We start from the raw sequence: 24,891 nt of genomic DNA on the forward strand, positions 1-24,891 counted from the left end.
GGTTCCTCAGTGGCCGGGATACAGCATGAGGTGTTCGACGATCGGCCCGAGGGCGAGCGCCGGAACGAAATTGAGCAGGCCGATCAGCACCACGGTGCCCACCAGCAGGGTCACGAACAGGGGGCCGTGCGTCGGCAAGGTGCCCGCGGTGACAGGCACGCGCTTCTTGGCAGCCAATGATCCGGCCAGCGCAAGCACGGCCACGATGACGGCAAAGCGGCCGAACCACATGGCCACGCCTTGCAGCGTGTTGTAGAAGGGCGTGTTGGCCGACAGGCCGGCAAAGGCGCTGCCGTTGTTGTTCGCGCCCGAGGTCAGCGCATACAGCATTTCGGAAAAGCCATGCGGTCCGGGGTTGGCCAGACCCGCCAGGCCATCCGGATGCACCCCGGCCAGCGCGGTGCCGACCAGCGTCAGGATGGGCGCAGCCAGGAGAGCGATCGCGGCCATCTTCATCTCGAAGGGCTCGATCTTCTTGCCCAGGTATTCGGGTGTGCGGCCGATCATCAGGCCCGCCAGGAACACGGCGACCAGCGCCACCACGAGCATGCCGTACAGGCCCGTGCCGACGCCGCCGAACACCACTTCACCCAGCTGCATCAACACCATCGGTCCCATGCCGCCCAGGGGCGTGAACGAGTCGTGCATGGCATTGACCGCGCCACACGATGCGGCCGTGGTCACGGTCGCAAACAGTGCCGATGCCCCGATGCCGAAGCGCGTTTCCTTGCCTTCCATGTTGCCGCCCGCCTGGCTCATGCCATAGGACTGGTCGACGCCCAACGCGGCGATCAACGGGTTGCCCTGCTGTTCGGCAGCGATGGTGCCGGTGGCCACGACCACGAAGATCAGCGTCATGGCCGCAAGGACCGCCCAAGCCTGGCGCAGGTCGCCCACCAGCTTGCCGAACATGACGCACAGCGCGGTCGGGATCAGGAAGATGGACAGCATTTGCAGCAGGTTGGTCAGCGCGGTGGGGTTTTCGAAGGGGTGCGCCGAATTGGCATTGAAGAAGCCGCCGCCATTGGTGCCCAGCATCTTGATGGCTTCCTGCGACGCCACGGGACCCATCGCGATCGCCTGGGTGGCATCGGCCCCGCCTTGCAGCGTGGTGACCGACAGATACGCATCCAGGTTCTGCACCACGCCCTGGCTGATCAGGAACAGAGCAAACAGGATGGCCAGGGGCAGCAGCACGTACAGCGTGACGCGGGTCAGGTCCACCCAGGCGTTGCCCAGCGACGCGCTGGACCGCGCGGCCATGCCGCGAATCAATGCGAACACGACCGCGATGCCAGTGGCGGCCGACAGGAAGTTCTGCACGGTCAACGCCAGCATCTGGGTCAGATAGCTCATCGTGGCTTCGCCGGCATAGCCTTGCCAGTTGGTGTTGCTGGCGAAGCTGATCGCGGTGTTGAAGGCCGAGTCCGCGCTGATCGCCGGCAGGCCTTGCGGATTGAGTGGCAAGGACAGCTGGAACCGTTGCAGGGCATACACCGCGAGCACACCGATCAGGTTGAAGACCAGCAGCGACAGGGCGTAGGACTTCCATCCCATGCCCTGCGCGGCGTCCACACCGGCCAGACGGAACAGGCCGCGTTCCATCTGCGCGCCGCGGGACAGCGGCGCCGGAAAGCGGCCGTCGGCCACCCGGGTCAGCCACAGGCCCAAGGGCCATGCCGCCAAGAACAGAACTACCAGGAAGACGGCCAGCAGCATCCAGGACTGGCCGGTGATCAGCGCGTCGGTCGTTGCGTTTGTCAACGAATTGCCTGCGGCGTTCATCAGAAGTCCTCCGCGCGGAACAGGGCCACCAGCAGGTAGATGAACAGGCCGGCGGCCAGCACGCCGCTCACGATCATGATCGCGTTCACGTGCGGGCTCCCGGGGTGGCGCCCAGCCGGTCGCACAGCGCGACCAGGCCCAGCGTGAGGCCGAACAGGCCTGCGGTCAGGGCGAGAAAAATCAGATCCATACATGCCTCATACCGATATCTTGACGAGGCCTCCAGCGTAGGGAGATGCCCGTCAAATCGGTGTAGAAAGCTCGGCACGGGGTATCAAGAAAGCGTAAAGACGCCCTGTCTTGACAGCTTTTTTGCAGGCGAGTCCCTACTGTGTCGGCACGCCGGGCATGCGTTCCCGGCGCTGACCACAAGGATGTTTTCAATGATGACCCGACCCGCATTGCTCGCGTGTCTGCTGTGCAGCCTGGGCGCGACCGCCGCCGCGCAGACCCCGGACACCGGTTTTTTCCCGAAAGCTGCCACCTTTGCCAACGACGTCACGGTGACGGCAAATGTGGCGCTGGCCAACGAATATCGCTATCGCGGTATCGGCCAGACCAACGGCCGCCCGGCACTGCAGGGCGGCTTCGACCTGGTGCACGCCAGTGGCTTTTATGTCGGCAACTGGAACAGCAACATCAGCTGGCTGTCGGACTCGAACCCTGGCGTATCGTCGTCACTGGAGATGGATTTCTATGGTGGCTACAAGGCCACGACCGGACCCGTCGCGTGGGACGTGGGCGTGCTGCAATACGCCTACCCGGGCAGCCGGCCAGACGGCTTCACATCACCCGACACGACCGAGGTGTACGCCAGCGCGGGCGCGGGGCCGGTGGTGTTCAAGTACTCGCATGCGCTCACCAACCTGTTCGGTTTTGCCGACACGAAAAACAGTGGCTATGCGGACCTGACGGGCACGATGAATACCGGGGTGTGGGGCATGACCGCGACCGCCCATGTCGGGCACCAATGGGTGCACAACCTGTCGGCGGCGTCGTATTCGGACTGGCGGGTGGGATTGTCGAAAGACCTGGGCGCGAGCACGGTGTTGGCGGCCGCGTGGCTCGACACCAACGCGGACCGCAGCGTGTACACGAACACGCGCGGCCGCTACCTTGGAAAGGGCATGGTCCTGATCAGCCTGACCCGGACCTTCTGAACGCTGGCCGTGTGAATCAGAAGCCGGCGGCCGCGCCATCGCGGCGCGGATCGCTGGCGGCCACGTACCCTTGCGTGCCCGGATCGCCCATCTTCCAGATGAACTGCCCGGCGCCAAAGTCCTGGTACGAATCGTTGATGATCGCCGTGCGATGGCCGCGCGCCGCCAGTCCGGCCACCACGTCGGCCGGCACCGCGCTTTCCAGGTTGATCTCCAGCCCGGCGTTGTAGCGCCAGCGCGGTGCATCGCACGCGGCTTGCGGATTCTGCTTGAAGTCCAGCATGCGGACCAGGGTCTGCATGTGGCCTTGCGGCTGCATGTTGCCCCCCATCACGCCAAAGCTCATGACCGGCTGCCCGTCTTGCGTCAGGAAGGCCGGAATGATGGTGTGGAACGGCCGCTTGCCCGGCGCAACCACATTCGCGCTGGCCGGATCCAGGGTGAAGCCGAAGCCGCGGTTCTGCAGGCTGATGCCGAATTCCGGTTCGACCACCCCCGATCCGAAGCCCTGGAAATTGCTCTGGATGAAGCTCACCATCATGCCGTTTTCGTCGGCGGCGGTCAGGTAGATGGTGCCGCCCTTGACCGGGTTGCCAAAGCCGAAGTCCTGCGCCTTGTTGCGGTCGATCAGCTTGGCGCGCGAGGCCAGATAGGCATCGTCCAGCAGATGCGCCGCCGTCACGCGCATGTGGTCCGGATCGGCCACGAATTCATACACGTCGGCAAAGGCCAGCTTCATGGCTTCGATCATCAGGTGCTGCGTCTCGGGCGAATCCACGCCGTGTTCCGCGACATCGAACTGATCAAGAATGCCGAGTGCGATCAGCGCGGCGATGCCCTGCCCGCTTGGCGGAATTTCGTGCAGCGTGTAGCCGCGGTAATCACGCGAAATCGGCGTGACCCAGTCGGCGCGGTGATTGGCCAGATCCTGCTTGGTCAACGAGCCGCCCAGTTCCTTCGAAAAGGCCACCAGCGCATCGGCGATCTCGCCTTCGTAAAAGGACTTGCCCTTGCTTGACGCGATCGACCGCAGCGCGCGCGCCGCCGCCTTGAACTGGAACAGTTCGCCGATATCGGGCGCGCGGCCCCAGGGCATGAAGGCCTGGGCAAAACCCGGCAGGCTTTTCAGCTCGGCGGCGCCGGCGGCCCACTTCTGGCGCACCACCGGCGGCACCAGATAGCCCCGTTCGGCGATCTCGATGGCGGGCGCCATCAGATCCGCAAAAGGCAGCTTGCCGAACCGTTCGCTCAGCGCCATCCACGCGCTGACCGCGCCCGGCACCGTGACCGAATCGATGCCGCGCTTGGGCGGCGTCGTCTGGCCATCGCCATACTTTTTCGAGAAGTAGTCGGGGGTCCACGCCTGGGGCGAACGGCCCGATGCGTTCAGGCCATGCAACTCCTTTCCGTCCCACAGGATGCAGAACGCATCCGACCCCAGGCCGTTGCTGACCGGCTCCAGCAGCGTCATGCAGGCGGCAGTGGCAATGGCGGCGTCGACCGCGTTACCGCCGGCAGCCAGCATGCGCAGGCCCGCCTGCGACGCCATCGGGTGCGACGTCGAGACCACGTTACGGGCGAACACCGGAATGCGCGCCGAAGGATAGGGATTCGAAAAGTTGAATTGCATGGTGGGCTTTCCTTTTATTGCGCAGTGATGCCGAAGGCCTTCAGGTCACGACCCCACTGGGTCAGTTCGGTGTCGATCTTCTGGCGCATCTGTGCCGGCGTGTTGGTCGATGGCTCGACGCCCTGCGCGGCCAGCATGGCCTGTACCTCAGGCTTGGCGACGGCCTTCTTGACTTCGGCAGCCAGGCGCTCGACGATCGCGGGATCGGTGCCACCGGTCGTGAACACGGCATACCAGGTCGAAAATTCATAGCCCGGCACGCCCGCTTCGGCGATGGTCGGAATGTTCGGCAACGACTTCACGCGTTCCTTGGTGGTCACGGCCAGGATCTTGGTCTGCCCGGTCTTGGCGGACTGCAGCGCCGGCGGAATGCCCGAGAACGTCATCTGCACCTGGCCGCCGCTGACGTCGGTCAGGGCCTGCGAGTTGCCGCGATACGGCACGTGCACGATGTTGACATTGGCCTGCTTGGCGAACAGCGCGCCGGCCAGGTGCAGCGTCGAACCATTGCCGGACGACGCGTAATTCAGCGTACCCGGATCCTTGCGGGCCAGCGCGACCAGTTCCTTCACGCTGTTGGCGGGCACCCCGGCATTGACCAGCAGCACATTGCCCGACTCAGCCACCAGCGACACGGGCGCCAGGTCCTTGCGCGGATCGAAGCTCAGCTTGCTGGCCAGCAGGGGCGCGACGGTGTTGCTGCCGGTCGAGCCCAGCAGCAGCGTGTAGCCATTGGGCGGGGCCTTGGCCACCACGTCGGCGGCGATCAGGCCACCCGCACCGGCGCGGTTTTCCACCACGATGGTCTGGCCCATGCTCTGCTGCATTTCCTTGGCGATGATGCGCGCGATCACATCGTTGCCGCCGCCGGCTGCGAAGCCGACCACCATCTTCAGGGGCTGCGACGGATAGGCGTCGGCCGCAATGGCCTGGGCGCCCCAGGCGGTGGTGGCAAGGACCGCCAGGCCCAGCAGCGAGCGGCGGGTAAAAGACAGGGGAGACAGGGTCGACATGATGATGTTCCTTGGCGATTCGTCGCTCGATGGCAGGTTGGCTGGCGGACGGCGGGACCGCAGTCCCAGGTGCCTTCCGACGTCATGAAAAGGATTGTGCGAGCCGTCTTCACCAAAGGAAAGCGAATATTGCTTTAGAGTAACGAAAGGAAAACTTTCAAGAGCTTTCCGTTTTGGTGCATCTCGAGCAAGGAAGTCCCATGTCCAGTCTCCGTCTTTTCAGAACCTTCCTGGCCGTTGCCGCCGAGGGATCCTTTACCGGCGCCGCCAATCGGGTCGCGCTGACCCAGGCCGCCGTCGGACTGCAGATGCGCACGCTGGAAGACGACCTGAAGCGCAAGCTGTTCACGCGCAACGGGAAAGTTGTCGTCCTCAACGATCATGGCCGCGCCCTCCTGCCGCTCGCGCGCCAGATGATCAGCCTGTACGGCCAGATGCTTGAACACCCCGACGCGCCCGAACCCATGAGCGGCACCGTGCACCTGGGGGCCATCGTGTCGGCGCTGCCGCGGCTGCTGCGGGCGACCCTGTCCTTGAAGCAGCGGCATCCGGGTCTGGACCTGCATGTGTCGGCGGCCAAATCGGTGGAACTGGTTGCGCAGGTCGACGCCGGCAAGCTCGACTGCGCCGTGCTGGTGCGCGACCCCGGTGAAAACCGGCCGACCCTGGTGTGGCAATCCTTGTATGCCGAGCCGATGGCGCTGGTCGCCCCGCCCGACTCGCGCGAAACCGATATCAGGGTGTTGCTGGAACGTTATCCCTTCATCCGTTTCGACCGCCAGGAACAGACGGGGCAACTGGTCGAACGCACGCTGCGCCGACTGCGCATCCGCCCCAGCGAATTCCTGGAACTCAATTCACTGGAGGCGATTGCCGACCTGGTGCGGTCGTCGCTGGGCGTGTCGATCCTGCCCCTGCCCCGCGCCAGCGCCTGGCACCAGGACCCCCGCCTGCGCGTGCTGCCGATCACCGCGACGACCGAGGCGCGGCAGATTGCCCTGGTCCGCTGGCGCGACGCGTCAAAGTCGGCCGTGATCCAGGCGGTCGGACAAGAGCTGATGGCGCAGGACACGCGCTAGGGACCGCCGGCAACGCGGGAACGCCCATTGCGGCAGTACGCCGGAACACCGCCGCCATGGCCCACACAACAGAAGAAGGTGAACTCATGAACCAGACCGTCATTGGCACATTTGATTCCACGACCGACGCCGACGACGCCGTGCGCGACCTGGTCGACGCCGGCATCTCGCAAGCTGCCGTCCAGCTTCACTCGCAGGAAACCGGCACGACGCCCCAAGAAGAAGGCACAACCCACGTCTCTGGCGATCACAACCACACCGTGCACGCCGGATTTTTTGAGCGCATCGAGCATTTCTTTTCCAACCTGGTTGGAGAAAATGAACGGCCCGCCGAATTCACCCATTACCACGAAGCCATTCGCCGCGGGGGCGCTCTGGTGTCTGTAGAAGTTGAAAACGACAACGAATTCGACATCGTGAAGCGCGTGCTGGACGATGCAGGCGCGGTCGACATCGATGAGCGTGCGGCGCAATGGCAGAGCAGCGGCTACACGCCCGACCGTGCCGGCGCTTCGGACGCATCCACGGTCAGCACGACCAGCGGTCATCTCGGTGAACGTACGCAGGGTGCAAGCCAGAATATGGCGCCCGGACATACCGCGGGTCCCGGCCAGTCGGACGTGTCTGCCGACTCGGCTACCGGCGGCCGCGCGATGGGCGCAATGAGCGCCACGGCCGGCCTGGGCACTGACATGGGCTCAGCACGGGTCGACGGTGGCACGGGAGTCGGTGATAGCGCCGCCCCAGCCCAGAACAACGCCACGGGTGACGGCTGCTTTCCTGAAGACCGTCAGGCACCTACGGCGGGTTCCCAGTCATCCAAGCCAGGTGTCTACCGCGTTTACCCCCGCGGCCAGGGGCTGCCCGGACGGTAAGACGAACGGCCTGGCCAACGAAATGATCGTGCAATAGACGACGACGTTGGCCAGTGGGAGGGTGCCGTCCGGTCGCAAGCGGCAAACATGGTCAAATACCCCTTTGGCCTGACCCGCGACCGATATTCCCTGAATGACACTTCCCGACACCGCTGGGCACACCCCCATGATGCAGCAGTACCTTCGACTCAAGGCCGAGGCCGGATCGATGCTGCTGCTCTACCGCATGGGCGACTTCTACGAACTGTTCTATGACGATGCCGTGAAGGCATCGCGCATGCTGAACCTGACGCTGACCACGCGTGGCGCATCGAACGGCGTGCCCATCAAGATGTGCGGCATGCCGCATCATTCGGTCGAACAGTACCTGGCGCGGCTGGTCAAGCTGGGCGAGTCGGTGGCGATCTGCGAGCAGATCGGGGATCCGGCCACTTCGAAGGGTCCGGTCGAACGTCGCATCGTGCGGATCGTGACGCCCGGCACGTTGACCGACGACGCGCTGCTGCCGGCCAAGGCCGACCGCGCCATTGCCGCCGTGTGTATCGGGACCAGCAAGAGCAAGGGCGCCACGGGCCGCTGCGGCGTTGCCTGGCTGAACCTCGCCAGCGGCGAATTCCGCCTGACCGAATGCGTGCTGGGCCAGCTGGCAAGCGAACTGCATCGCATCGCACCCGCCGAAGTCGTGCTGATCGAAGGCCAGCCGCTGGCCGTGGACTATGTGGCGTCCATCAGCCCGGTGCCTGACTGGCACTTTGAAAGCAGTGGCGCGCGCCAGCAACTGCTCAACCATTTCAAGGTCGATTCGCTGGCCGGCTTTGACGTGGATGACATGCCGGAGGCGGTCTGCGCGGCAGGCGCCCTGCTCCGCTACGTGTCGCACACGCAGTCGCAGGCGCTGGCCCACGTGCAGCAACTGAGCGCCGACCGCGCCAGCCAATACGTGCTGCTGGACCCGGTGACGCGGCGCAATCTGGAACTGACCGAGACCTTGCGCGGCGAAGAATCGCCCACGCTGTTTTCGGCGCTGGACCACAACAAGACCCCGATGGGCAGCCGCCTGCTGCGCCGCTGGCTGCACCATCCCCTGCGCGACAACGCCACCGTGGCCGCGCGGCAGGAAGCGATCGGCATGCTGCTGGCCGGCGGCGATCCGCGCAGCCTGCAGACGGCCCTGGCGCCGCTGCCCGACGTGGAGCGGATTGCCGCGCGGGTCGCGCTGCGATCCGTGCGCCCGCGCGAACTGGCCAGCTTGCGTGACGCCGTCGCGCTGACGCCGGCCCTGCATGCCACGCTGACCGACTTTGTATCGTCAGGCGGACAACTGACGGACGGGGTGTCGAAGCTGGCCGAACTGGCCGCGCAGATCGTGATCGATCCCGAGATCGGCACGCTGCTGTCGCGCGCCATTGCGCCCGAGCCGAGCGTGAACGTGCGCGACGGCGGAGTCATCGCCACGGGCTTCGATGCCGACCTGGACGAGTTGCGGACCCTGGAATCGCATACCGGTGACTTCCTGGTGCAGCTGGAAGCGCGCGAACGCGAGCGGACGGGCATTGCCAATCTGCGGGTGGAATTCAACCGGGTGCACGGCTTTTTCATCGAAGTCACGCGCGGGCAGACCGACAAGGTGCCCGACGACTACCGCCGCCGGCAGACACTCAAGAACGCCGAACGCTACATCACCCCCGAATTGAAGACCTGGGAAGACAAGATCCTGTCTGCCCAGGACCGGGCGCTGGCCCGCGAAAAATGGCTGTTCGAACAGCTGCTGGACCAGATGGCGCCGCACGTGCGGTCCCTGACGCAGGTGGCCGCGGCACTGGCCGAAATCGATGTGCTGGCGTCGCTCGCGGTGCATGCGCGCGACCATGACTGGGTGCCGCCGCAATTGCTGGATACGGCGGACATCGTGATCGAACAGGGACGCCATCCGGTCGTGGAACGCGTCATCGAACGCTTCACGCCGAACGACTGCCGCCTGGGCCGCACCCGCCGCATGCTGCTGATCACCGGCCCCAACATGGGCGGCAAATCGACCTACATGCGGCAGACGGCGCTGATCGTCCTGCTGGCCCGCATCGGCAGTTTCGTGCCGGCGCGATCCGCCAGTATCGGCCGCATCGACCGGATCTTTACGCGGATTGGCGCGGCGGATGACCTGGCCGGTGGCCGGTCCACGTTCATGATGGAGATGATCGAAGCCGCGGCCATTCTGTCCGCCAGCACGGCCGACAGCCTGGTGCTGATGGATGAAATCGGCCGGGGCACCTCGACCTATGACGGCCTGTCGCTGGCTTGGGCCATCGCGCATCAGCTGGTCACGCACAACCGCGCGCTGACGCTGTTCGCGACCCACTACTTCGAATTGACCCGCTTGCCGTCCGTGCAGCCCGAAGCCGCCAACGTGCACCTGGCCGCTGCCGAATCGCACAAGGGCATCATCTTTTTGCATGAAGTGCGCGACGGTCCGGCCAGCCGCAGCTACGGGATCCAGGTGGCGCAGCGCGCCGGCATTCCGTCGGCCGTGGTCCGCATGGCCCGCCGTGAACTGGAAAAGCTGGAAACGCAGGGCGCCCAGGTGCCGCAGTTGCCGCTGTTCAGCCCGCCGCCCGATACGGCGGCCAATGACGAGGCGGCGGCCGATGCGGCTGCGGCCGACGCCGTCAAGGACGCATTGACCGCCATCGATCCTGATGTGTTGAGTCCACGCGAAGCCCTGGATGCCCTGTACCGGCTGAAGAGCCTTCTACAATCGGCGTCATGATCCGTTCCCTACGCGCTTGCTGGCGCCTGCCGTTTACCCCTGCCCGGCGTGGACTGCTGGCCGCCGCCTGCGCGATCGCCTGTGGCAGCTGGGCCGCGCCGGCCAGCGCCGTGACGGAATCGTCCTACGCCGCCCGCCGTGGATTCAATTTTGCGGTGATCGGGGACACGCCAGCCGGGTCGCGCGACGAAGCCACGGTGGTGAACGTGCTGGCGCAGATTGGCCGCGAAGCCGATCTGATCGTGCATGTCGGCAATCTGAAGCACGAGACGGAACGCTGCGACGACGCCACCTACCAGCGCCGGCGCGACCTGTTCAACGCCAGCCCGGTCCCGTTCGTGCTTGCACCGGGCAGCAACGACTGGGCGACCTGCGATCGCGACCTGGCCGGCCAGTTCGGCCCGGTGGAACGCCTGAATCGGCTGCGGGAATTGTTTTTTGAGTCGTCGGAAACGATGGGGACGATCACGCTGGGCCTGCAGCGCCTGAGCGATACCGCCCGCTACCGCAGCTATCCCGAAAACGCGCGATGGGAATACGGCGACGTGCTGTTCGTGACCCTGAACATGCCGGGCACCCACAACAACTATCGCAGCGGCGCCGGGCGCAATGGCGAGTACGAAGAACGTATCCTGGCCAATGCCTTCTGGCTGCGCCAGGCCTTTTCGAACGCCACCCGCGACAAACGCAAGGCCATCGTCATTGCCTTCGATGCCGACCCGCATTTTGACGGGCAGCAGAACCTGACGGCCAGCGATGGCCGCGATCCCTTTGCCGAGTTCAAACTCACCCTGGCCCGCCTGGCCGCCAAATTTCCGGGCGAAGTTCTGATCGTGCATGGCGCGGCGCCCGGTGTCGGCACCCCGCCCAAGCCCGACCATCCGCTCAAGGTGAACGGCAAGCCGTTGGAAAACGTCATGCGCATCCGCGCCTATGGCGTCGGAAGCGCCGCGTTCTGGGTCAAGGTCGAAGTGGAACCTGGCCGCAAGGGGCAGATCCGGGTCGAAAACCGGAACGCGGTGGCGGAACCCCCGCGCCCGTAGCAGGCAGCAGCGCGCCTGGCCCGTGCAGTCGGCAGGCGGTGCAGGCGGTCCCTAGCGGGCCGCCCTATCAAGGCACGGCGCAAGCGATCAGTGCAGCACGCCCGGATTGCGGCGCGATTCGATCAACGCATCCAGCACGTCTTCATCGTCTTCTTCGTCCGCGCCTTCGGCGTGGCCTTGCTCGATCTCTTCGGCATCCGCCGGGCGTACGCCCAGCAGCTTGATGCGTACCCGCAGCGCCATGCCGGCATAGGGATGATTCGCATCCAGGACCACTTTGTCTTCGGACAGGTCCGTCACGACAAAGATCAGCGAGTCTTCGGACAGTTCGTCATCGTCATCGGCTTCGGTCACGGTGGGGCCATCGCCTTCGTCGCCTTCGGGACCCGGCACGCCTTCGAACTGCATGCCGACTTCAAGCGGCTCCGGAAAACGCGAGCGCGGCTCGACCCGCAGCAGGTCGGCGTCGTAGTCGCCAAATGCGTCGCTGGGTTCGAGATGGAACGTGTCTTCGAAGCCGACCTGTTTGCCTTCGATGGCGTCATCCAGGCGCGGCAGCAGGCTGTCCAGCCCGCGATGCAGGAAGCTGACCGGGCCGCCGCTGTCGTCCAGGGCCTCGCCATCGGTATCGGTGATCCAGAATTCCACGGTGACGACCGTGTTTTCGCCGACTGTCAGTGCGGAATCAAGTTTGGAATCGGCCATTTTAGGGACATCCGTAATCTGTACTGGTAATCCGGCAGTTTACAGTCTGACGCGGGGATGGTGCCTGTCCGGGCTTGTTACCAGCTTGTTATGATCGCGGCCATGAATGCTAACGAATCCACCGCCCTGCTTGCCGGCCTGACCCCGGCCCAATTCATGCAACGCCATTGGCAGAAGAAGCCCCTGCTGATCCGCGGCGCCATCCCCGACTTCCGGCCACCGCTGTCGATTGCCGACGTCAAACGATTGTCGCGCCAGGACGAGGTCGAGTCCCGGCTGGTCTGGCGCGAAGACGGCCAGTGGCAGATGGAATCGGGCCCGTTCGCCCGCCTGCCGCCCGCCAAGGAACCGGAATGGTCGCTGCTGGTGCAGGGCGTGAACCTGCACGACGACGCGGCGGCCGCGCTCATGCATCGCTTCCGCTTCGTGCCCGACGCCCGGCTGGACGACCTGATGATCAGCATTGCCACGGACGGCGGCGGCGTGGGCCCGCACTTCGACAGCTACGACGTCTTCCTGCTGCAGGCAGTCGGACAGCGGCGCTGGCGGATCGGCAAACAGAAGGACCTGAGCCTGGACCCCAACGCGCTGCTCAAGATCCTGGCGAACTTCACGCCGACCGAAGAATTCGTGTTGAACCCGGGCGACATGCTGTACCTGCCGCCTGCGTACGCGCACGACGGCATTGCCGAAGGCGAATGCATGACGATTTCGATCGGCTTCCGGTCGCCTTCGCTGGTGGAACTGGCGCGCGGCATGCTGGAGGCGGCGGCCGACCAGCTGTCGGATCGGACACCGACGCCGCTGAAGGGCCACTATCGTGATCCTGACCAGCCTGCGATCGACCAACCCGCCGCGTTGCCCGAGACCCTGGTCGACGCCGCCCTGGCCGCCGCAGCGGCCGTGCCGCTGGACCGTACCCTGGCCAGCCGATTCCTGGGCTGCTGGCTGACCGAACCCAAGCCGGATGTGGTGTTCGATGCCGTCGACATGGACACCCTGCCCGACCTGGCCGAAGACTGGCCTGCCGCGGGCGTGCTGACGCTGGACCGCCGGACCCTGATGATCTACCGGGAACGCACCGCGTTCATCAATGGGGAAATGATCGACCATCCGGCCAGCGCCGCCCTGCGGCACTTGGCCGACGCCCGCACGCTGGATTGCGCCGATCCGGTCTGCCGCAAGTTGACCGACGCGGAACGCAGCATGCTGACAGACTGGCTGGACGATGGCTGGCTGCATTTTGCCGACCAGCCCGCGGCACCGGCCAGGAAATCCGCCAGGCGATAGCGCGGGATTTGTCGGCCCGGCGTAAGCAAGACGTGATAAAGCCACGGACTCGAAACGCTTTCGCACATTCTTGACCGAACTGATACACAAATTGCTTACGTGAGACTTACTTTTTGCCCTCATCGTGGCAAAAATCTGACCGGGCTGCTAAAATTTACACTTGTCCAGATCGCGGTTGTAGATATGAGCAGAACCACTTGCTCGCTGCGCCGAAGGCCCGGACATCTACCGGAAATAGCGCTATTTCTAGTTCGTTTTTGATCTCCGATCACTACTATAAATTCTAAGGATCTACTATGAAAAAGACTCTGCTCTTGGCATCGATGCTTGCAATCGCTCTGTCGGCTTGCGGCAAGAAAGAAGAAGCTGCTGTTCCTGCTGACACGACCCCGCCAGCTGTGACCACGCCGGCACCGGTTCCTATGGAACCCACCACCCCGCCAGCAGTTGACCCGGCCGCTCCTGCAGCCCCGATGACGCCTGCTGATCCGGCTGCTCCTGCTACCGCTTCCTAAGTAGCACGGGTCGAACACCCGGGCGTTTATCCGATCGGATATCCCCCCATCGCAGGCGAACCCCCGCCGCGCCTGGGTCAGACCACTGGGATACATGCCGCGCGCAAGCGGGGCATGAAAAAAAGCCAGCTTTCGAGCTGGCTTTTTGTCGTCTGCACCCCTGCGGCTACCCGCCGATCACTTCCCAGTCGAACCCTTCGGACTGGTCCGCAATGCCCACCTCTTCCGGCAGCCAGCCCAGGATAGGCGCCAGGGCCATCTGCGCCAGGATGGGCGCGTTGTTCTGCTTGCTCAGATGCGCGGCATGAACGCGCTTGAGCCGGCTCCGGTCCACGGCCTTGAGCACGGCTGCCGCGGCGGAGTTGGACAGATGCCCCAGCCGGCCCGAAATCCGCATCTTGAGCGAATACGGATAGGCGCTCTCGGCCAGCAAATCCGGACAGTGATTGCATTCCAGCACCAGCGCATCGCAGCCCGACAGCATGCGGTGCACATGGGGTGTCCCCTCGCCCAGGTCGGTCAGCACGCCCAGCCGGCGCGCGCCGTCCGTCATCACGAATTGCACCGGTTCGCGGGCATCGTGCGGGACAGGAAAAGGCAGGATCTGCAAGGCCCCGATCCCGAACGGGATGTGGCTGTCGCACCGGACCACCCACATGCCGTCGGGGATCTTGTGCGCGACCGCGGCATGCGTGCCGGTGGTCAGGAAGACAGGAACGTTGTGCTTGCGGGCCAGCTTGAACACGCCGCCGATGTGGTCGCCGTGTTCGTGCGTGACAAGAATGCCGCTCAGGCTGCCGGGCTCCAGGCCTCGAGCCAGCAGGCGCCGCTCGATTTCACGCAGGCCAAAGCCGCAGTCGATCATGATGCGCGTGGTGCTCGCGCCTTCGGTGGCTTCGACAACGAGGGCATTGCCCTCGCTGCCGCTGCCCAGACTGGTGTATCGCATCAGACCCCGTCCAGCTCCTGGCGGCCCGTTGCGGACTGCCTGTCCATCACTTCAGTTGATCACCCAGCACGGTCAGGATGCGACGGCCGGTGGCGCTGTTTTCAGGCGCGCCCTGGCTGTTCAACACGGTGACCTGGGTCTGCTCGCCGGCCGAAGCCAGCTTCACCCGGAACTGCGGACGCGTTTCGGTCGTGTCACGCTTGAAGAGGCGGCTGAAGAAGCCCGGCTTTTCGGTCGTGTTGACGGCGTCGGTGTCCACATAACGCACAAAGTACGTGCCTTCGGCGCGGTTGCGGTCTTCCACGGTAAAGCCACCGCGGTCGAGCGCGAGGCCCACCCGGCGCCATGCACGGTCGAACGATTCATTGACCTGCAGCGCGCCGCTCGGCGTGACCGTCAACAGGCGCGGTGCTTGGGCCGGATCATTGACCGGGGTGGCCAGCGCCACGGCAGTCTTGGCGCGATCAGTGTCGCTGCCCAGACGGACCATCAGGCGGCTCAGGAATTCGGCTTCCAGGCCGGGATCATTCGGACGCGCGGTCCAGATGGTCTGGGTCTTTTCGCTGCCGGTCAGCTCTTCCACCGCGCCGCGATGGCTGATGTAGATCTCGGTGCCGCTGCCCGAGCGTTCCAGACGCGTGCGATACATGTCGCGCTCGCCCGTGGACCACAGACCGTCAAACACCTTGCCCACCGTGCGGCGGATGAAGTCCTGCGGGATCTTGGCGCGGTTTTCGGCCCAGTCCGTTTCCATCACGCCGGCTTGCGGCATGTCTTCACGGATCAGGAAGCCGTTGTCCTGCCAGAACTGGCGAACGATCGGGTACAGCTGTTCCGGCGGACGGTTTTCAACCACCAGCCAGCGCTGGGCGCCAGCGCGTTCCACGCGCATGTCGGACCGCGACGGCAGCACGGCGGTCGCTGCAGGCGCAGACGGTGCCGGCTTGGTCGTGGAATAGCTCGAGAACGTGGTGCTGGCCGGGCCGGCCGGCAACTGGTAGCGCGTGTCCTGCGGCAATTGCGTCAGGTCGGGCGGTACTTCGAGCTTGGCGTTCTTGTTGGGCTGCGACGCGCTCTTGTAGTCGATCGATTCTTCTTTGCCCAGCAGCTGGTTGACCGTATTGCATCCGGTGACCAGGACACAAAGGGTGAGCAGCATGGGCAACACTGCCAGGCGTGGCAGATGGGGTCGAACAGCATTCATTTGGATCGTAACTCCTGAAACCGCCGGCCTGTCAGAGGCGTGGCGGGTCATCCGGTAAAAGAGGTCGGCGCTCGCGCGCACAGGCGCTGGCGCGGGAGGCGGGCACTTTAGATACGGATGTCCGCCGCCAACAGCGCCTCACGGACAGCGGCATGGTACTGCGAACTGAACTCGACCAGCGGCAGGCGGTAGCCGAGTGCGGAACGTCCCATCTGGGCGAGCGCCCATTTGACGGGGATGGGATTGGGTTCCAGGAACAGGTTCTTGTTCAACAGCGCCAGGCGCTTGTTGATCTCGCGCGCGCGGGCGGCGTCGCCTGCCAGCGCTGCGGCACACAGTTCCTGCATCAGTCGCGGCGCAACGTTCGCCGTGACGGAAATATTGCCCTTGGCGCCCATCAGGATCAGGGCGGCGGCAGTCGGGTCGTCTCCGCTGTACACGGCAAAGGAGTCGGGCAGCTGGCTCAGCAGCAGCGCGCCGCGGCCGATGTCGCCGGTCGCGTCTTTCAGGCCGATGATGCCCGGCACCTGCGCCAGGCGCAGCGTGGCGTCATGACCCAGGTCCGCGCCGGTGCGACCGGGGACGTTATACAGGATCATGGGCAGGTCGACTGCTTCGGCGATGGTCTTGAAATGCTGGTACAGCCCTTCCTGCGTCGGCCGGTTGTAGTAAGGCACGACGGACAGGCTGGCGTCGGCGCCCACTTCGGCGGCGTAACGCGTCAGTTCGATGGCTTCGGCGGTGGAATTGGCGCCGGCCCCGGCGATGACGGGGGCGCGCCCCGCGACGTGTTCCACCGACAGCCGGATCATTTCGGCGTGCTCGTCAACCGAAATGGTGGGCGATTCGCCCGTGGTGCCGACGACCACGAAGCCGTTCGTGCCTTCGGCCAGGTGCCAGTCGATCAAGGCTTTGTACGCGGCGATGTCGAGCGCGCCATCGGGCGACATGGGCGTGACGATGGCAACAATGCTGCCTTCGATCTGACCTTGGACTGGAGCGCGGGGCGCCGTGGCGCGCGCGGAAGATGCCGAAGAATTGGGTGACATACGTGGTGGGGTCGGCCAGTTGGCGGAAGACGGAAAATCGTTCAAGTGTACCGGATTAGCGGCCTGGCGCGACCGCTGGCCTATCAGGCAATCCAGGTACGGAAAAGTTCACTGGACAGGTTTCACAGGAACAGCTTGATGATTGCGTCACCCACGCCAAGGATGGGAGACACCAGGAAGGTCAGCAGGTTCGTGACCAGCAGCACCACCAGGATCACCATGCCGTAGGGCTCGATCCGGGAATATTGATAGGCCAGCTTGTCGGGCAGCAGGCTGAACACGATCCGCCCGCCGTCCAGCGGCGGAATCGGCAGCAGGTTCAGCGCCATCAGCATCAGGTTGACCTGGATCCCCGCCACGGCCATGGCCATGAAGAATTCTTCGGTCATGCTGGTCGCGATCATCAGCTTCAGGCTGACCGCCCAGATAATGGCCATGACAAGGTTGATCCCCGGTCCGGCCGCCGCCACCCACAGCATGTCGCGCTTCGGGCGGCGCAGCCGGCCAAAGTCAACCGGCACGGGCTTGGCCCAGCCGAACAGCAGGCCGCCGAATCCGAACAGTTTGCTGGTCAGCAGGATCACCGCCGGCACCAGCAGAGTGCCGATCGGATCGATGTGCTTGATGGGATTGAGGGTGACCCGTCCGGCGGCATAGGCCGTGTTGTCGCCGAACATGCGGGCAACGTAACCATGGGCTGCTTCGTGCAGGGTGATCGCGAAAATCAGCGGGATCGCGTAGATCGCGATCGTTTGAATGACAGATTCCATGCGGCATTGTATGCGGCGGCGCGGCCGCGCGCCTCCGCCGGGTGGATCAGTACGGATCGGTCAGGATGCGTCGACCCGGATGCCCAGCGACGCCGGATCGCCCCGCCCGATCCGCACCACGACCGGCTGGTCGTCGGTCAGGTCGATCACGGTGGTGGCCTGGTGGGGACAGGCGCCCCCGTCGATCACGGCGGCCAGCTGGCGCTCGTACCGTTCGCGGATCTGCTCGGCGTCATTCAGCGGTTCGGTCTCGCCATCCGGGATCAGCGTGGTCGAAATCAGCGGCGCCCCCACCTCTTCCAGCAGCGCCAGGGTGATAGCGTTGTCGGGAATGCGGATGCCAATGGTCTTGCGCGACGGGTGGGACAGACGTCGCGGCACTTCCTTGGTCGCTTCCAGAATGAACGTGAACGGACCGGGCGTTCCGGTCTTCAGCAGGCGGTACTGGCGATTGTCGACATGCGCCATGTGGCCGATCTCGGCCAGGTCGCGGCACAGCAGCGTCAGGTGATGGCGATCGTCGACCCCGCGCAGGCGGCGCAGGCCGTCGGCGGCATTCTTGTCATCCAGGTGGGCCACGACGGCGTAGCTGGAGTCGGTCGGGATGGCGACCAGCCCGCCGCTGCTGATGAGCGCGGCAGCCTGCTTGAGCAGTCGGGCCTGCGGATTCTGGGGGTGGACGGTAAAGAACTGCGCCATGAGGCTTTCCTGGGCAAAAAAGATGAGACGATCGGCGCCGGAAGACATCCCGGCGTCGGGGGTCGAAACGTTAAAGCAGGACTGGGGTTCGCCAGCGCCATGCCGTCGGCGGGTTCAGCCGCTGCAACAAGCGAACCCGCAGGCGAACCCGCCGGCTAACCCGCAGGCGTCAGGCTGACGCGGCCAGGCCCCGCAGTTCCGCCAGCAGCTTGTCGCGCGAGGCGTCACGGACTTGCGCGGTGGCGAACGGACCGCCGCGGGCGACCACATGGCCGTCCAGGCTGACCGTGTAGCCCAGTTCATCCAGCAGCAAGTTTTCGGCCAGGTCGGGTTGGGCCTGCAGATGCTTGATCGCGGCACCCGCCGTTTGCGCGTCGGCATAGGTGTCCGACAGCAGCAGCGCCTCGCCATCCGCAGCCACGAAACGGAAGCGGAAAGTGCCATCCGTTTCGCGGAAGCTGACGAACCGGGCCTGCTTGGCGGCCTTTTTCTTGCCGGCCTTGGCGGCAGCGCCGCCGCCGGCACGCATCGAGCCGAGCCCGACGGCGTCGCGCAGCAGGGCCATGGTCGGACGCGCCAGCTCACGCGCCTTGCGAGCGCCCGCCAACAGGATGTCGTCGATATCGTCCGGACGCGCGATCAGCGACTCGTAACGCTCGCGCATCGGCGCAATGTCGCGTTCCAGCCGTTCGAACAGCGCGGCCTTGGCGTCGCCCCAGCCCATGCCGCCTTCCAGTTGCTGGCGAAACGCCGCCGCTTCGTCGTCGGACGCAAACGCGCGGTAGATCGTGTAAAGCTGGCTGGTCTCTGCATCCTTGGGCTCGCCCGGCAGACGCGAGTCGGTCACCACCTTGCCGATCGTGTCCTTGAGCAGCTTGCGGCCGCCTTCAAACAAGGGAATGGTGTTGTTATAGCTCTTGGACATTTTGCGGCCGTCCAGGCCCGGCAGCGTCGCCACCGAATCTTCGATCAGCGCTTCGGGCAACGTGAACAGTTCGCGGCCATTGCCATACAGATGGCTGAAACGCTGGGCGATGTCGCGCGCCATTTCAATGTGCTGGATCTGGTCGCGGCCCACCGGCACCTTGTGCGCGTTGAACATCAGAATGTCCGCCGCCATCAGCACGGGGTAGGAAAACAGCCCCATGGTGATGCCTGCATCCGGCTCCAGATTGTCGGCCACGTTCTGGTCCACCGACGCCTTGTAGGCATGCGCCCGGTTCATCAGGCCCTTGGCTGTGACGCAGGTCAGCAGCCAGCACAGTTCCGAAATCTCGGGAATGTCGGACTGGCGATAGAACGTGACGCGCTCGGGATCCAGCCCCGCCGCCAGCCACGTGGCGGCAATGGCCAGGCGCGAAGACTGCAAGCGTTCGGGTTCGCCGCACTTGATCAGCGCGTGATAGTCGGCAAGAAACAGGAAGGCATCGGCGTCGGGCGCCCTGCTGGCCTCGATCGCCGGGCGGATCGCGCCCACATAGTTGCCAAGGTGAGGAATGCCGGTCGTGGTGACGCCGGTCAGAATGCGGGTTCTCATTATCAGGGGCAGGCGGCGGCTGTAGGACAGACAGCGAGTTTACCGCTACCTGGGAGCTGGACCGAAGGAAGCAGAGCATCAGGCCCTGACGCCTGCTTCCTTCGGAGTGCCTCAGGCCAGGAGGTTCTGGCTGGGCGCGCCCGTCAGGGTGTCCGGACCTGTGGCGCCGTTGCCGCCATTGCCACTGCTGCTGCCGCCAGTGTCGCCACCCCCGGCCGGCGATGCATCGCCTGCCGGGTTGCCACCGTCAGCCGCTGGCGATGCGTTCGAGGTCCCGCCAGCCGCGCCCCCTGCCGCCGCCGACCCCCGCTTTTTGGCCGGGGCTTTTCTTGCGCTGCTGCGTTTGGCTGGCGCCGTCTTGGCGGCGGCGCCGGTCGTACCTGCTGAATCCTGCCCCCCTTGCAGGCTGGATTTCAGGATGTCGGGCAGGTCCGGCAGATTGGCTGCGGCTTCATCGGTCGGGCTGCGGGACGTCTTGGAAGACCGGTTGCCGCCCTTGCGTGCGCTGGCCGTCTTGCCAGCCGCGCCGGTGGACGCGGACTTGCTGGCGGACTTGCTTGAGGACTTGGTCGCAGTCTTGCCGGCGGACTTGGATGCGGACTTGGTCGCAGTCTCGCCGGCGGACTTGGATGCAGACTTGGTTGCAGGCTTGCCGGCGGACTTGGATGCAGACTTGTTGGCCGACGACGTCTTGGCGGAAGACTTCGTGGCGGAAGACTTGTTGGCCGAAGACTTCTTAGCCGAAGATTTCTTCGCAGCGGATGCAGACGACCCGGTCGTCGATGCTGCCGAAGACGACTTGGATACCGAAGATTTTTTGGCAGCGGTCTTGCTGCTCTTCCTGGCGGCCGTGCGGCTCGCCGGTGCGTCCGCCGCCGACGTTGCAGCGGAAGACTTCTTGGCCGCGGTCTTGCCTGCGGATTTCTTGCCAGCGGACTTGGTGCCTGCCGTCTTCGTACCTGCCGTCTTCGTACCTGCAGTCTTCGTGCCGGCGGTCTTGCCCGCGGTCTTGACTGCCGTCTTCGTACCTGCAGTCTTGCCCGCGGTCTTGCCTGCCGTCTTCGTACCCGCCGACTTCTTCGCAGCCGACTTCCCAGCCGCCTTTTTCGCGACTGCCGTCCGGCTGGACGACTTGGCCGCCGACTTGCTCGCTGCCCTCTCGGCTGCGGCGTGCTCGCGATCTTCCGCGGCCTCGATCTGCGTCAGGCGCGCTTCGAAACGCGTCACGGCCTCGGCAAGCATCTCTTCCTTCATACGCGTGCGCTCGTTGCCCTCGCCCTGCGCGCCGGACTTCGCCCCGGTCGATCCGCGCAGCGCCACACGCTGGCGGCGGTACAGATCGCGGTACTTGTCGCGCAGTTTGCGGGCGCGTTCGAGGTGACCGCGCAGCGCGGATTTGCTGTGGTTCTTGATCTCGCCGCTGCGGCCGGCGTCAAACAGCGCCAGCTCGGGCGCAGTCAGTAATTTTTTTGCATCGTTGCGTTGGTAGGCCATCCGGCATCCCTCCTGTTCAACTGATAGATGAAGGTGTCTCCCGACACGTCCTCAATCTATCAGTCGCCAGCACGCACGCGGTGATTGCGCTCAATGCAAAGGGAGAGCGATCGCAACAAGCGGTGACGCGGCATCGCGCCACGTGAGGGCCGTCGACCGCCACCGCCGCAACAGCGGTGCGGCCACTGGCCTCATAATGGCGCCTTGTGTCCAACCTAAGATCCCGACCATGCAACAGCTTCAATTCACCCTGACCCGGGAGTTCATTCCCCTCTGTGATCTGCTCAAAGCCACGGGCGTGGCCGATTCCGGAGGGATGGGCAAGGCGATGGTGGCCGATGGTCTGGTCAAGGTCGACGGACAGGTCGAGCTGCGCAAGACCTGCAAGATCCGGGCGGATCAGATCGTCGAATTGGGCGACGTGCGCATTCACGTGCTGCCCATCGAGGCTTAAGAAGCGTAACAGCTGAAGGTAGCGCAGGCGCGACGCAGACCGTGCCGCGCCGCCTGATGCCTCAGGACCGGCGCACGATCAGTGCGCCTGCTCCCAGTTCTTTCCGACACCGGTTTCGGCCAGCAGCGGCACCTTCAGTTCGGCCACGCCGCACATCAGGGCTGGCAGCCGCTCACGCATCACATCGACTTCGGTCTCGGGCACTTCGACAACCAATTCGTCGTGCACCTGCATGACGATGCGCGATCGCATGCCCGCTTCGTCCAGCCAGTCCTGCACCGCCACCATGGCCAGCTTGATCAGATCCGCCGCCGTGCCCTGCATCGGCGCGTTGATGGCCGCGCGTTCGGCGGCCTGGCGGCGTGGGCCGCTGCCGCCATTGATCTCGGGCAGCCACAGGCGCCGGCCGAACACGGTTTCGACATAACCCCGTTCATGCGCCCGCGCGCGGGTTTCTTCCATATACCGCGCCACGCCCGGATAGCGGGTGAAGTAGCGGTCAATGTAGTGCTTGGCCGCGTCGCGTTCGATGCCCAGGTTGGCCGCCAGACCGAACGCACTCATGCCGTAGATCAGGCCGAAGTTGATCACCTTGGCGTAGCGCCGCTGCTCGGAACTGACCTCGTCCAGCTTGGCGGAAAAAATCTCGGACGCCGTCGCGCGGTGAATATCCTCACCGGCCGCGAACGCCTTGAGCAGGCTTTCGTCGCCCGAAATGTGCGCCATGATGCGCAGCTCGATCTGCGAATAGTCGGCCGACACGATCACGTTGCCCTCGTCCGCCACAAACGCCTCGCGCACCCGGCGCCCTTCTACCGTGCGCACCGGAATGTTCTGCAGATTGGGGTCGCTGGACGCCAGACGCCCGGTCACGACCGCGGCCTGCGCGTAGCGGGTGTGCACCCGGCGCGTGGACGGGTTGACCATCTTGGGCAGCTTGTCGGTATAGGTGCCCTTGAGCTTGGACAGGCTGCGATAGGTCAGCAGCGCCTTGGGCAGCGGAAAGTCTTCGGCCAGCTTGGACAGCACGTCTTCGTCGGTCGACGGCGCGCCGCTTGCCGTCTTTTTCACCACCGGCAGCTTCAGCTTGTCGAACAGGATCTCACCCAATTGTTTCGGTGAGTTCAGGTTGAACGGTTGGCCCGCCAGTTCATAGGCGCGCTGTTCCAGCGTCATCAATTCCTGGCCGATCACATGGCTTTGCCGCGCCAGCTCGTCGCTGTCGATGCTGACGCCGTTGCGCTCGATCACGGTCAGCACGCGCGACACGGGCATTTCGATCGCGTACACCGTCTTGAGCTTGTCGTCGGCCTCGATCTTGGGGAACAGGACGTTATGAAGCTGCAGGGTGAAGTCGGCATCTTCGGCCGCATAGTGCGAGGCTGCGTCGATCGCCACTTCGTCAAAGCAGATCTGCTTGGCGCCCTTGCCACACAGCTCTTCATATTGCACCCCGCTGCGGCCCAGCCAGCGCTGCGCCAGGTCGGCCAGGCCAACCCCGCGGTGCGATTCCAGTACATAGGCCTGCAGCATGGTGTCGTGCTTGACGCCGCGCAGGCTCACGCCCGCGTTGGCGAACACGTGGGTGTCGTACTTGGCGTTGTGCAGAAGTTTGGGCGCGTCGGCATTTTCCAGCCAGGGCTTGAGCCGCGCCAGCACCTCGTCCAGTGGCAACTGGTCGGGCACGCCGCCGTAACGGTGCGCAACCGGGATGTAGCAGGCCAGGCCCGGCGCCGTGGCGATCGAAATGCCGACCAGCCGCGCCTGCATTTCCACCAGCGAATTGGTTTCGGTGTCCAGGGCGACCAGCTCGGCCGCCTCGATACGCGCCAGCCATTTGTCGAAGGTCGGCCAGTCCATGACGGTGTCGTACTCGACCGTCTCGGGCGCGGCCGGCAGATCGGTCTGCACGCGCGAGTCGCCTTCCGGCACCCGCTGCGCGTCACCCGTGATCTCGCGCACCCAGGTGCGGAAACCGTAGCGTTCGTACAGGGTTTCGAGCGTGTCGCGTTCGATCGGGCGCGGACGCAGCGATTCGAGATCCGGAATTTCCTTGGCCAGATCGCAGTCGGTGCGGATCGTAATCAGCTTGCGGGTCAGTTCGAAGTTCGGGATGGCCGCGCGCAGATTGTTGCCGGCCACGCCCTTCACGGTGTCGGCCTGGCGGATCAGTTCATCCAGCGATCCGTACTGCGTGATCCACTTGGCGGCGGTCTTGGGGCCGACCTTTTCCACGCCGGGTACGTTGTCGACCGTATCGCCGATCAGCATCAGGTAGTCCACGATGCGTTCGGGCGGCACGCCGAACTTGGCGATCACGCCGTTGATGTCCAGCGTTTCGGCGCTCATGGTGTTGACCAGGGTGACGTGGTCGTTCACCAGCTGGGCCATGTCCTTGTCGCCGGTGGACACGATGGACTTGACGCCCTGCTTGGCCGCCATCGTGGTCAGGGTGCCGATCACGTCGTCGGCTTCGACGCCTTCGATCGAGATGACCGGCCAGCCCATGGCGCGCACGGACAGCACGATGGGTTCGACCTGCTTGGCAAGGTCGTCGGGCATGGACGCGCGCGTCGCCTTGTACTCCGGATACATATCGTCGCGGAAGGTTTTGCCCTTGGCGTCGAAAATGCAGGCGATATAGTCTGCCTTATGATCGTTCAACGCTCGACGCAACATATTGAGCACGCCATACAGGGCGCCGGTCGGCTCGCCCTGCGCGTTGCGCAAGTCGGGAAGGGCATGAAACGCGCGGTACAAGTAACTCGAACCGTCGACCAACAGCAACGTCTTGATCATGATCAAACACACAGAAATTCAAACTAGCGAAGAAAGTCCAGACACCAAAGACCCGCGGGTCGAGGCAAAGAACACAC

Annotated in this window: 20 protein-coding genes; 7 read left to right on the forward strand and 13 right to left on the reverse strand. The window is 64.8% G+C overall.

Features of this window, described 5'->3' with window-relative positions; all coding sequences use genetic code 11:
• Positions 1–6: 6 nt before the first annotated feature.
• Positions 7–1,785 carry a potassium-transporting ATPase subunit KdpA gene (kdpA, locus tag HD883_RS08425; protein WP_218863197.1) on the reverse strand — a complete coding sequence of 593 codons (1,779 nt, stop codon included), beginning with the start codon at positions 1,783–1,785 and terminating at the stop codon, positions 7–9.
• Positions 1,785–1,874 carry a K(+)-transporting ATPase subunit F gene (gene kdpF, locus HD883_RS08430; protein ID WP_179586487.1) on the reverse strand — a complete coding sequence of 30 codons (90 nt, stop codon included), beginning with the start codon at positions 1,872–1,874 and terminating at the stop codon, positions 1,785–1,787. Before kdpF ends, kdpA begins: the two co-directional genes overlap by 1 nt.
• A gap of 297 nt (positions 1,875–2,171) precedes the next feature.
• Here kdpF and HD883_RS08435 point away from each other — a divergent pair, with 297 nt between their 5' ends.
• Positions 2,172–2,945, forward strand: coding sequence for a TorF family putative porin (locus HD883_RS08435; protein ID WP_179588668.1), 774 nt, complete (start codon positions 2,172–2,174; stop codon positions 2,943–2,945).
• A gap of 16 nt (positions 2,946–2,961) precedes the next feature.
• On the opposite strand, the gene HD883_RS08440 is transcribed toward HD883_RS08435, so the two are convergent.
• A complete protein-coding gene (locus tag HD883_RS08440; protein WP_218863195.1) occupies positions 2,962–4,575 on the reverse strand; it encodes a gamma-glutamyltransferase family protein in 1,614 nt (537 codons plus the stop codon).
• Between the two features lie 14 nt (positions 4,576–4,589).
• Positions 4,590–5,588 carry a Bug family tripartite tricarboxylate transporter substrate binding protein gene (locus HD883_RS08445; protein WP_179586485.1) on the reverse strand — a complete coding sequence of 333 codons (999 nt, stop codon included), beginning with the start codon at positions 5,586–5,588 and terminating at the stop codon, positions 4,590–4,592.
• 200 nt (positions 5,589–5,788) lie between these two features.
• Between HD883_RS08445 and HD883_RS08450 the strand changes: the two genes are divergently transcribed.
• The 4 genes from HD883_RS08450 (at position 5,789) to HD883_RS08465 (ending at position 11,349) form a co-directional block, all read left to right on the forward strand.
• Positions 5,789–6,667 carry a LysR family transcriptional regulator gene (locus HD883_RS08450; RefSeq protein ID WP_179586483.1) on the forward strand — a complete coding sequence of 293 codons (879 nt, stop codon included), beginning with the start codon at positions 5,789–5,791 and terminating at the stop codon, positions 6,665–6,667.
• Between the two features lie 56 nt (positions 6,668–6,723).
• On the forward strand, positions 6,724–7,542 hold the full coding sequence (locus HD883_RS08455) for a hypothetical protein (RefSeq protein WP_179586481.1): 819 nt from the start codon (positions 6,724–6,726) through the stop codon (positions 7,540–7,542).
• A gap of 133 nt (positions 7,543–7,675) precedes the next feature.
• Positions 7,676–10,306, forward strand: a complete 2,631-nt coding sequence (gene mutS, locus HD883_RS08460; protein ID WP_444964352.1) for a DNA mismatch repair protein MutS — start codon at positions 7,676–7,678, stop codon at positions 10,304–10,306.
• Complete coding sequence (locus HD883_RS08465) at positions 10,303–11,349, forward strand: metallophosphoesterase (RefSeq protein ID WP_179586479.1); 1,047 nt, start codon at positions 10,303–10,305, stop codon at positions 11,347–11,349. Before mutS ends, HD883_RS08465 begins: the two co-directional genes overlap by 4 nt.
• 87 nt (positions 11,350–11,436) lie before the next feature.
• Here the strand turns inward: HD883_RS08465 and HD883_RS08470 are convergent, their stop codons facing one another.
• Complete coding sequence (locus HD883_RS08470) at positions 11,437–12,054, reverse strand: FKBP-type peptidyl-prolyl cis-trans isomerase (RefSeq protein WP_179586477.1); 618 nt, start codon at positions 12,052–12,054, stop codon at positions 11,437–11,439.
• 102 nt (positions 12,055–12,156) lie between these two features.
• Here HD883_RS08470 and HD883_RS08475 point away from each other — a divergent pair, with 102 nt between their 5' ends.
• Positions 12,157–13,344 (forward strand): ribosomal protein uL16 3-hydroxylase, encoded by a 1,188-nt coding sequence (locus tag HD883_RS08475; protein WP_179586475.1) that lies wholly within the window; start codon positions 12,157–12,159, stop codon positions 13,342–13,344.
• 681 nt (positions 13,345–14,025) lie between these two features.
• Here HD883_RS08475 and HD883_RS08480 read toward each other — a convergent pair.
• The 7 genes from HD883_RS08480 to HD883_RS08510 all read right to left on the reverse strand — a co-directional run bounded on the left by HD883_RS08480 (position 14,026) and on the right by HD883_RS08510 (position 21,561).
• Entirely contained in the window at positions 14,026–14,808 is a 783-nt protein-coding gene (locus HD883_RS08480; RefSeq protein ID WP_179586473.1) for an MBL fold metallo-hydrolase, read from the reverse strand.
• A gap of 46 nt (positions 14,809–14,854) precedes the next feature.
• Positions 14,855–16,012, reverse strand: a complete 1,158-nt coding sequence (gene bamC / locus HD883_RS08485) for an outer membrane protein assembly factor BamC (RefSeq protein ID WP_373563328.1) — start codon at positions 16,010–16,012, stop codon at positions 14,855–14,857.
• 107 nt (positions 16,013–16,119) lie between these two features.
• Positions 16,120–17,061 carry a 4-hydroxy-tetrahydrodipicolinate synthase gene (gene dapA / locus HD883_RS08490; protein ID WP_179586471.1) on the reverse strand — a complete coding sequence of 314 codons (942 nt, stop codon included), beginning with the start codon at positions 17,059–17,061 and terminating at the stop codon, positions 16,120–16,122.
• A 122-nt stretch (positions 17,062–17,183) separates the two neighbouring features.
• Positions 17,184–17,831: a site-2 protease family protein gene (locus HD883_RS08495; protein WP_179586469.1), complete on the reverse strand. Its 648-nt coding sequence runs from the start codon at positions 17,829–17,831 to the stop codon at positions 17,184–17,186.
• Between the two features lie 60 nt (positions 17,832–17,891).
• The gene (locus HD883_RS08500) at positions 17,892–18,530 is read right to left on the reverse strand and encodes an L-threonylcarbamoyladenylate synthase (protein ID WP_179586467.1); all 639 of its coding nucleotides are present in this window, start codon (positions 18,528–18,530) and stop codon (positions 17,892–17,894) included.
• Positions 18,531–18,699: 169 nt separating this feature from the next.
• Positions 18,700–20,067 carry a tryptophan--tRNA ligase gene (locus tag HD883_RS08505; RefSeq protein WP_179586465.1) on the reverse strand — a complete coding sequence of 456 codons (1,368 nt, stop codon included), beginning with the start codon at positions 20,065–20,067 and terminating at the stop codon, positions 18,700–18,702.
• 111 nt (positions 20,068–20,178) lie between these two features.
• The gene (locus HD883_RS08510; RefSeq protein WP_179586463.1) at positions 20,179–21,561 is read right to left on the reverse strand and encodes a hypothetical protein; all 1,383 of its coding nucleotides are present in this window, start codon (positions 21,559–21,561) and stop codon (positions 20,179–20,181) included.
• Positions 21,562–21,790: 229 nt separating this feature from the next.
• Between HD883_RS08510 and HD883_RS08515 the strand changes: the two genes are divergently transcribed.
• Positions 21,791–22,015, forward strand: a complete 225-nt coding sequence (locus HD883_RS08515; RefSeq protein ID WP_179586461.1) for an RNA-binding S4 domain-containing protein — start codon at positions 21,791–21,793, stop codon at positions 22,013–22,015.
• Positions 22,016–22,093: 78 nt separating this feature from the next.
• Here the strand turns inward: HD883_RS08515 and polA are convergent, their stop codons facing one another.
• Entirely contained in the window at positions 22,094–24,814 is a 2,721-nt protein-coding gene (gene polA / locus HD883_RS08520; protein WP_179586459.1) for a DNA polymerase I, read from the reverse strand.
• Positions 24,815–24,891: the final 77 nt, after the last annotated feature.

This window comes from Pigmentiphaga litoralis (genome assembly GCF_013408655.1).
GTDB lineage: Bacteria > Pseudomonadota > Gammaproteobacteria > Burkholderiales > Burkholderiaceae_B > Pigmentiphaga > Pigmentiphaga litoralis_A.

Bases quoted from the DNA above. Each gene is read 5' to 3' on its own strand.
- bamC (WP_373563328.1), bottom strand. From the start codon at position 16,012: ATGAATGCTGTTCGACCCCATCTGCCACGCCTGGCAGTGTTGCCCATG.
- HD883_RS08515 (WP_179586461.1), top strand. From the start codon at position 21,791: ATGCAACAGCTTCAATTCACCCTGACCCGGGAGTTCATTCCCCTCTGT.
- HD883_RS08435 (WP_179588668.1), top strand. From the start codon at position 2,172: ATGACCCGACCCGCATTGCTCGCGTGTCTGCTGTGCAGCCTGGGCGCG.
- HD883_RS08500 (WP_179586467.1), bottom strand. From the start codon at position 18,530: ATGGCGCAGTTCTTTACCGTCCACCCCCAGAATCCGCAGGCCCGACTG.
- HD883_RS08470 (WP_179586477.1), bottom strand. From the start codon at position 12,054: ATGGCCGATTCCAAACTTGATTCCGCACTGACAGTCGGCGAAAACACG.
- HD883_RS08440 (WP_218863195.1), bottom strand. From the start codon at position 4,575: ATGCAATTCAACTTTTCGAATCCCTATCCTTCGGCGCGCATTCCGGTG.
- HD883_RS08450 (WP_179586483.1), top strand. From the start codon at position 5,789: ATGTCCAGTCTCCGTCTTTTCAGAACCTTCCTGGCCGTTGCCGCCGAG.
- dapA (WP_179586471.1), bottom strand. From the start codon at position 17,061: ATGTCACCCAATTCTTCGGCATCTTCCGCGCGCGCCACGGCGCCCCGC.
- HD883_RS08475 (WP_179586475.1), top strand. From the start codon at position 12,157: ATGAATGCTAACGAATCCACCGCCCTGCTTGCCGGCCTGACCCCGGCC.
- HD883_RS08445 (WP_179586485.1), bottom strand. From the start codon at position 5,588: ATGTCGACCCTGTCTCCCCTGTCTTTTACCCGCCGCTCGCTGCTGGGC.
- HD883_RS08510 (WP_179586463.1), bottom strand. From the start codon at position 21,561: ATGGCCTACCAACGCAACGATGCAAAAAAATTACTGACTGCGCCCGAG.
- HD883_RS08505 (WP_179586465.1), bottom strand. From the start codon at position 20,067: ATGAGAACCCGCATTCTGACCGGCGTCACCACGACCGGCATTCCTCAC.
- HD883_RS08480 (WP_179586473.1), bottom strand. From the start codon at position 14,808: ATGCGATACACCAGTCTGGGCAGCGGCAGCGAGGGCAATGCCCTCGTT.
- polA (WP_179586459.1), bottom strand. From the start codon at position 24,814: ATGATCAAGACGTTGCTGTTGGTCGACGGTTCGAGTTACTTGTACCGC.
- HD883_RS08465 (WP_179586479.1), top strand. From the start codon at position 10,303: ATGATCCGTTCCCTACGCGCTTGCTGGCGCCTGCCGTTTACCCCTGCC.
- mutS (WP_444964352.1), top strand. From the start codon at position 7,676: ATGACACTTCCCGACACCGCTGGGCACACCCCCATGATGCAGCAGTAC.
- HD883_RS08495 (WP_179586469.1), bottom strand. From the start codon at position 17,831: ATGGAATCTGTCATTCAAACGATCGCGATCTACGCGATCCCGCTGATT.
- kdpA (WP_218863197.1), bottom strand. From the start codon at position 1,785: ATGAACGCCGCAGGCAATTCGTTGACAAACGCAACGACCGACGCGCTG.
- HD883_RS08455 (WP_179586481.1), top strand. From the start codon at position 6,724: ATGGCCCACACAACAGAAGAAGGTGAACTCATGAACCAGACCGTCATT.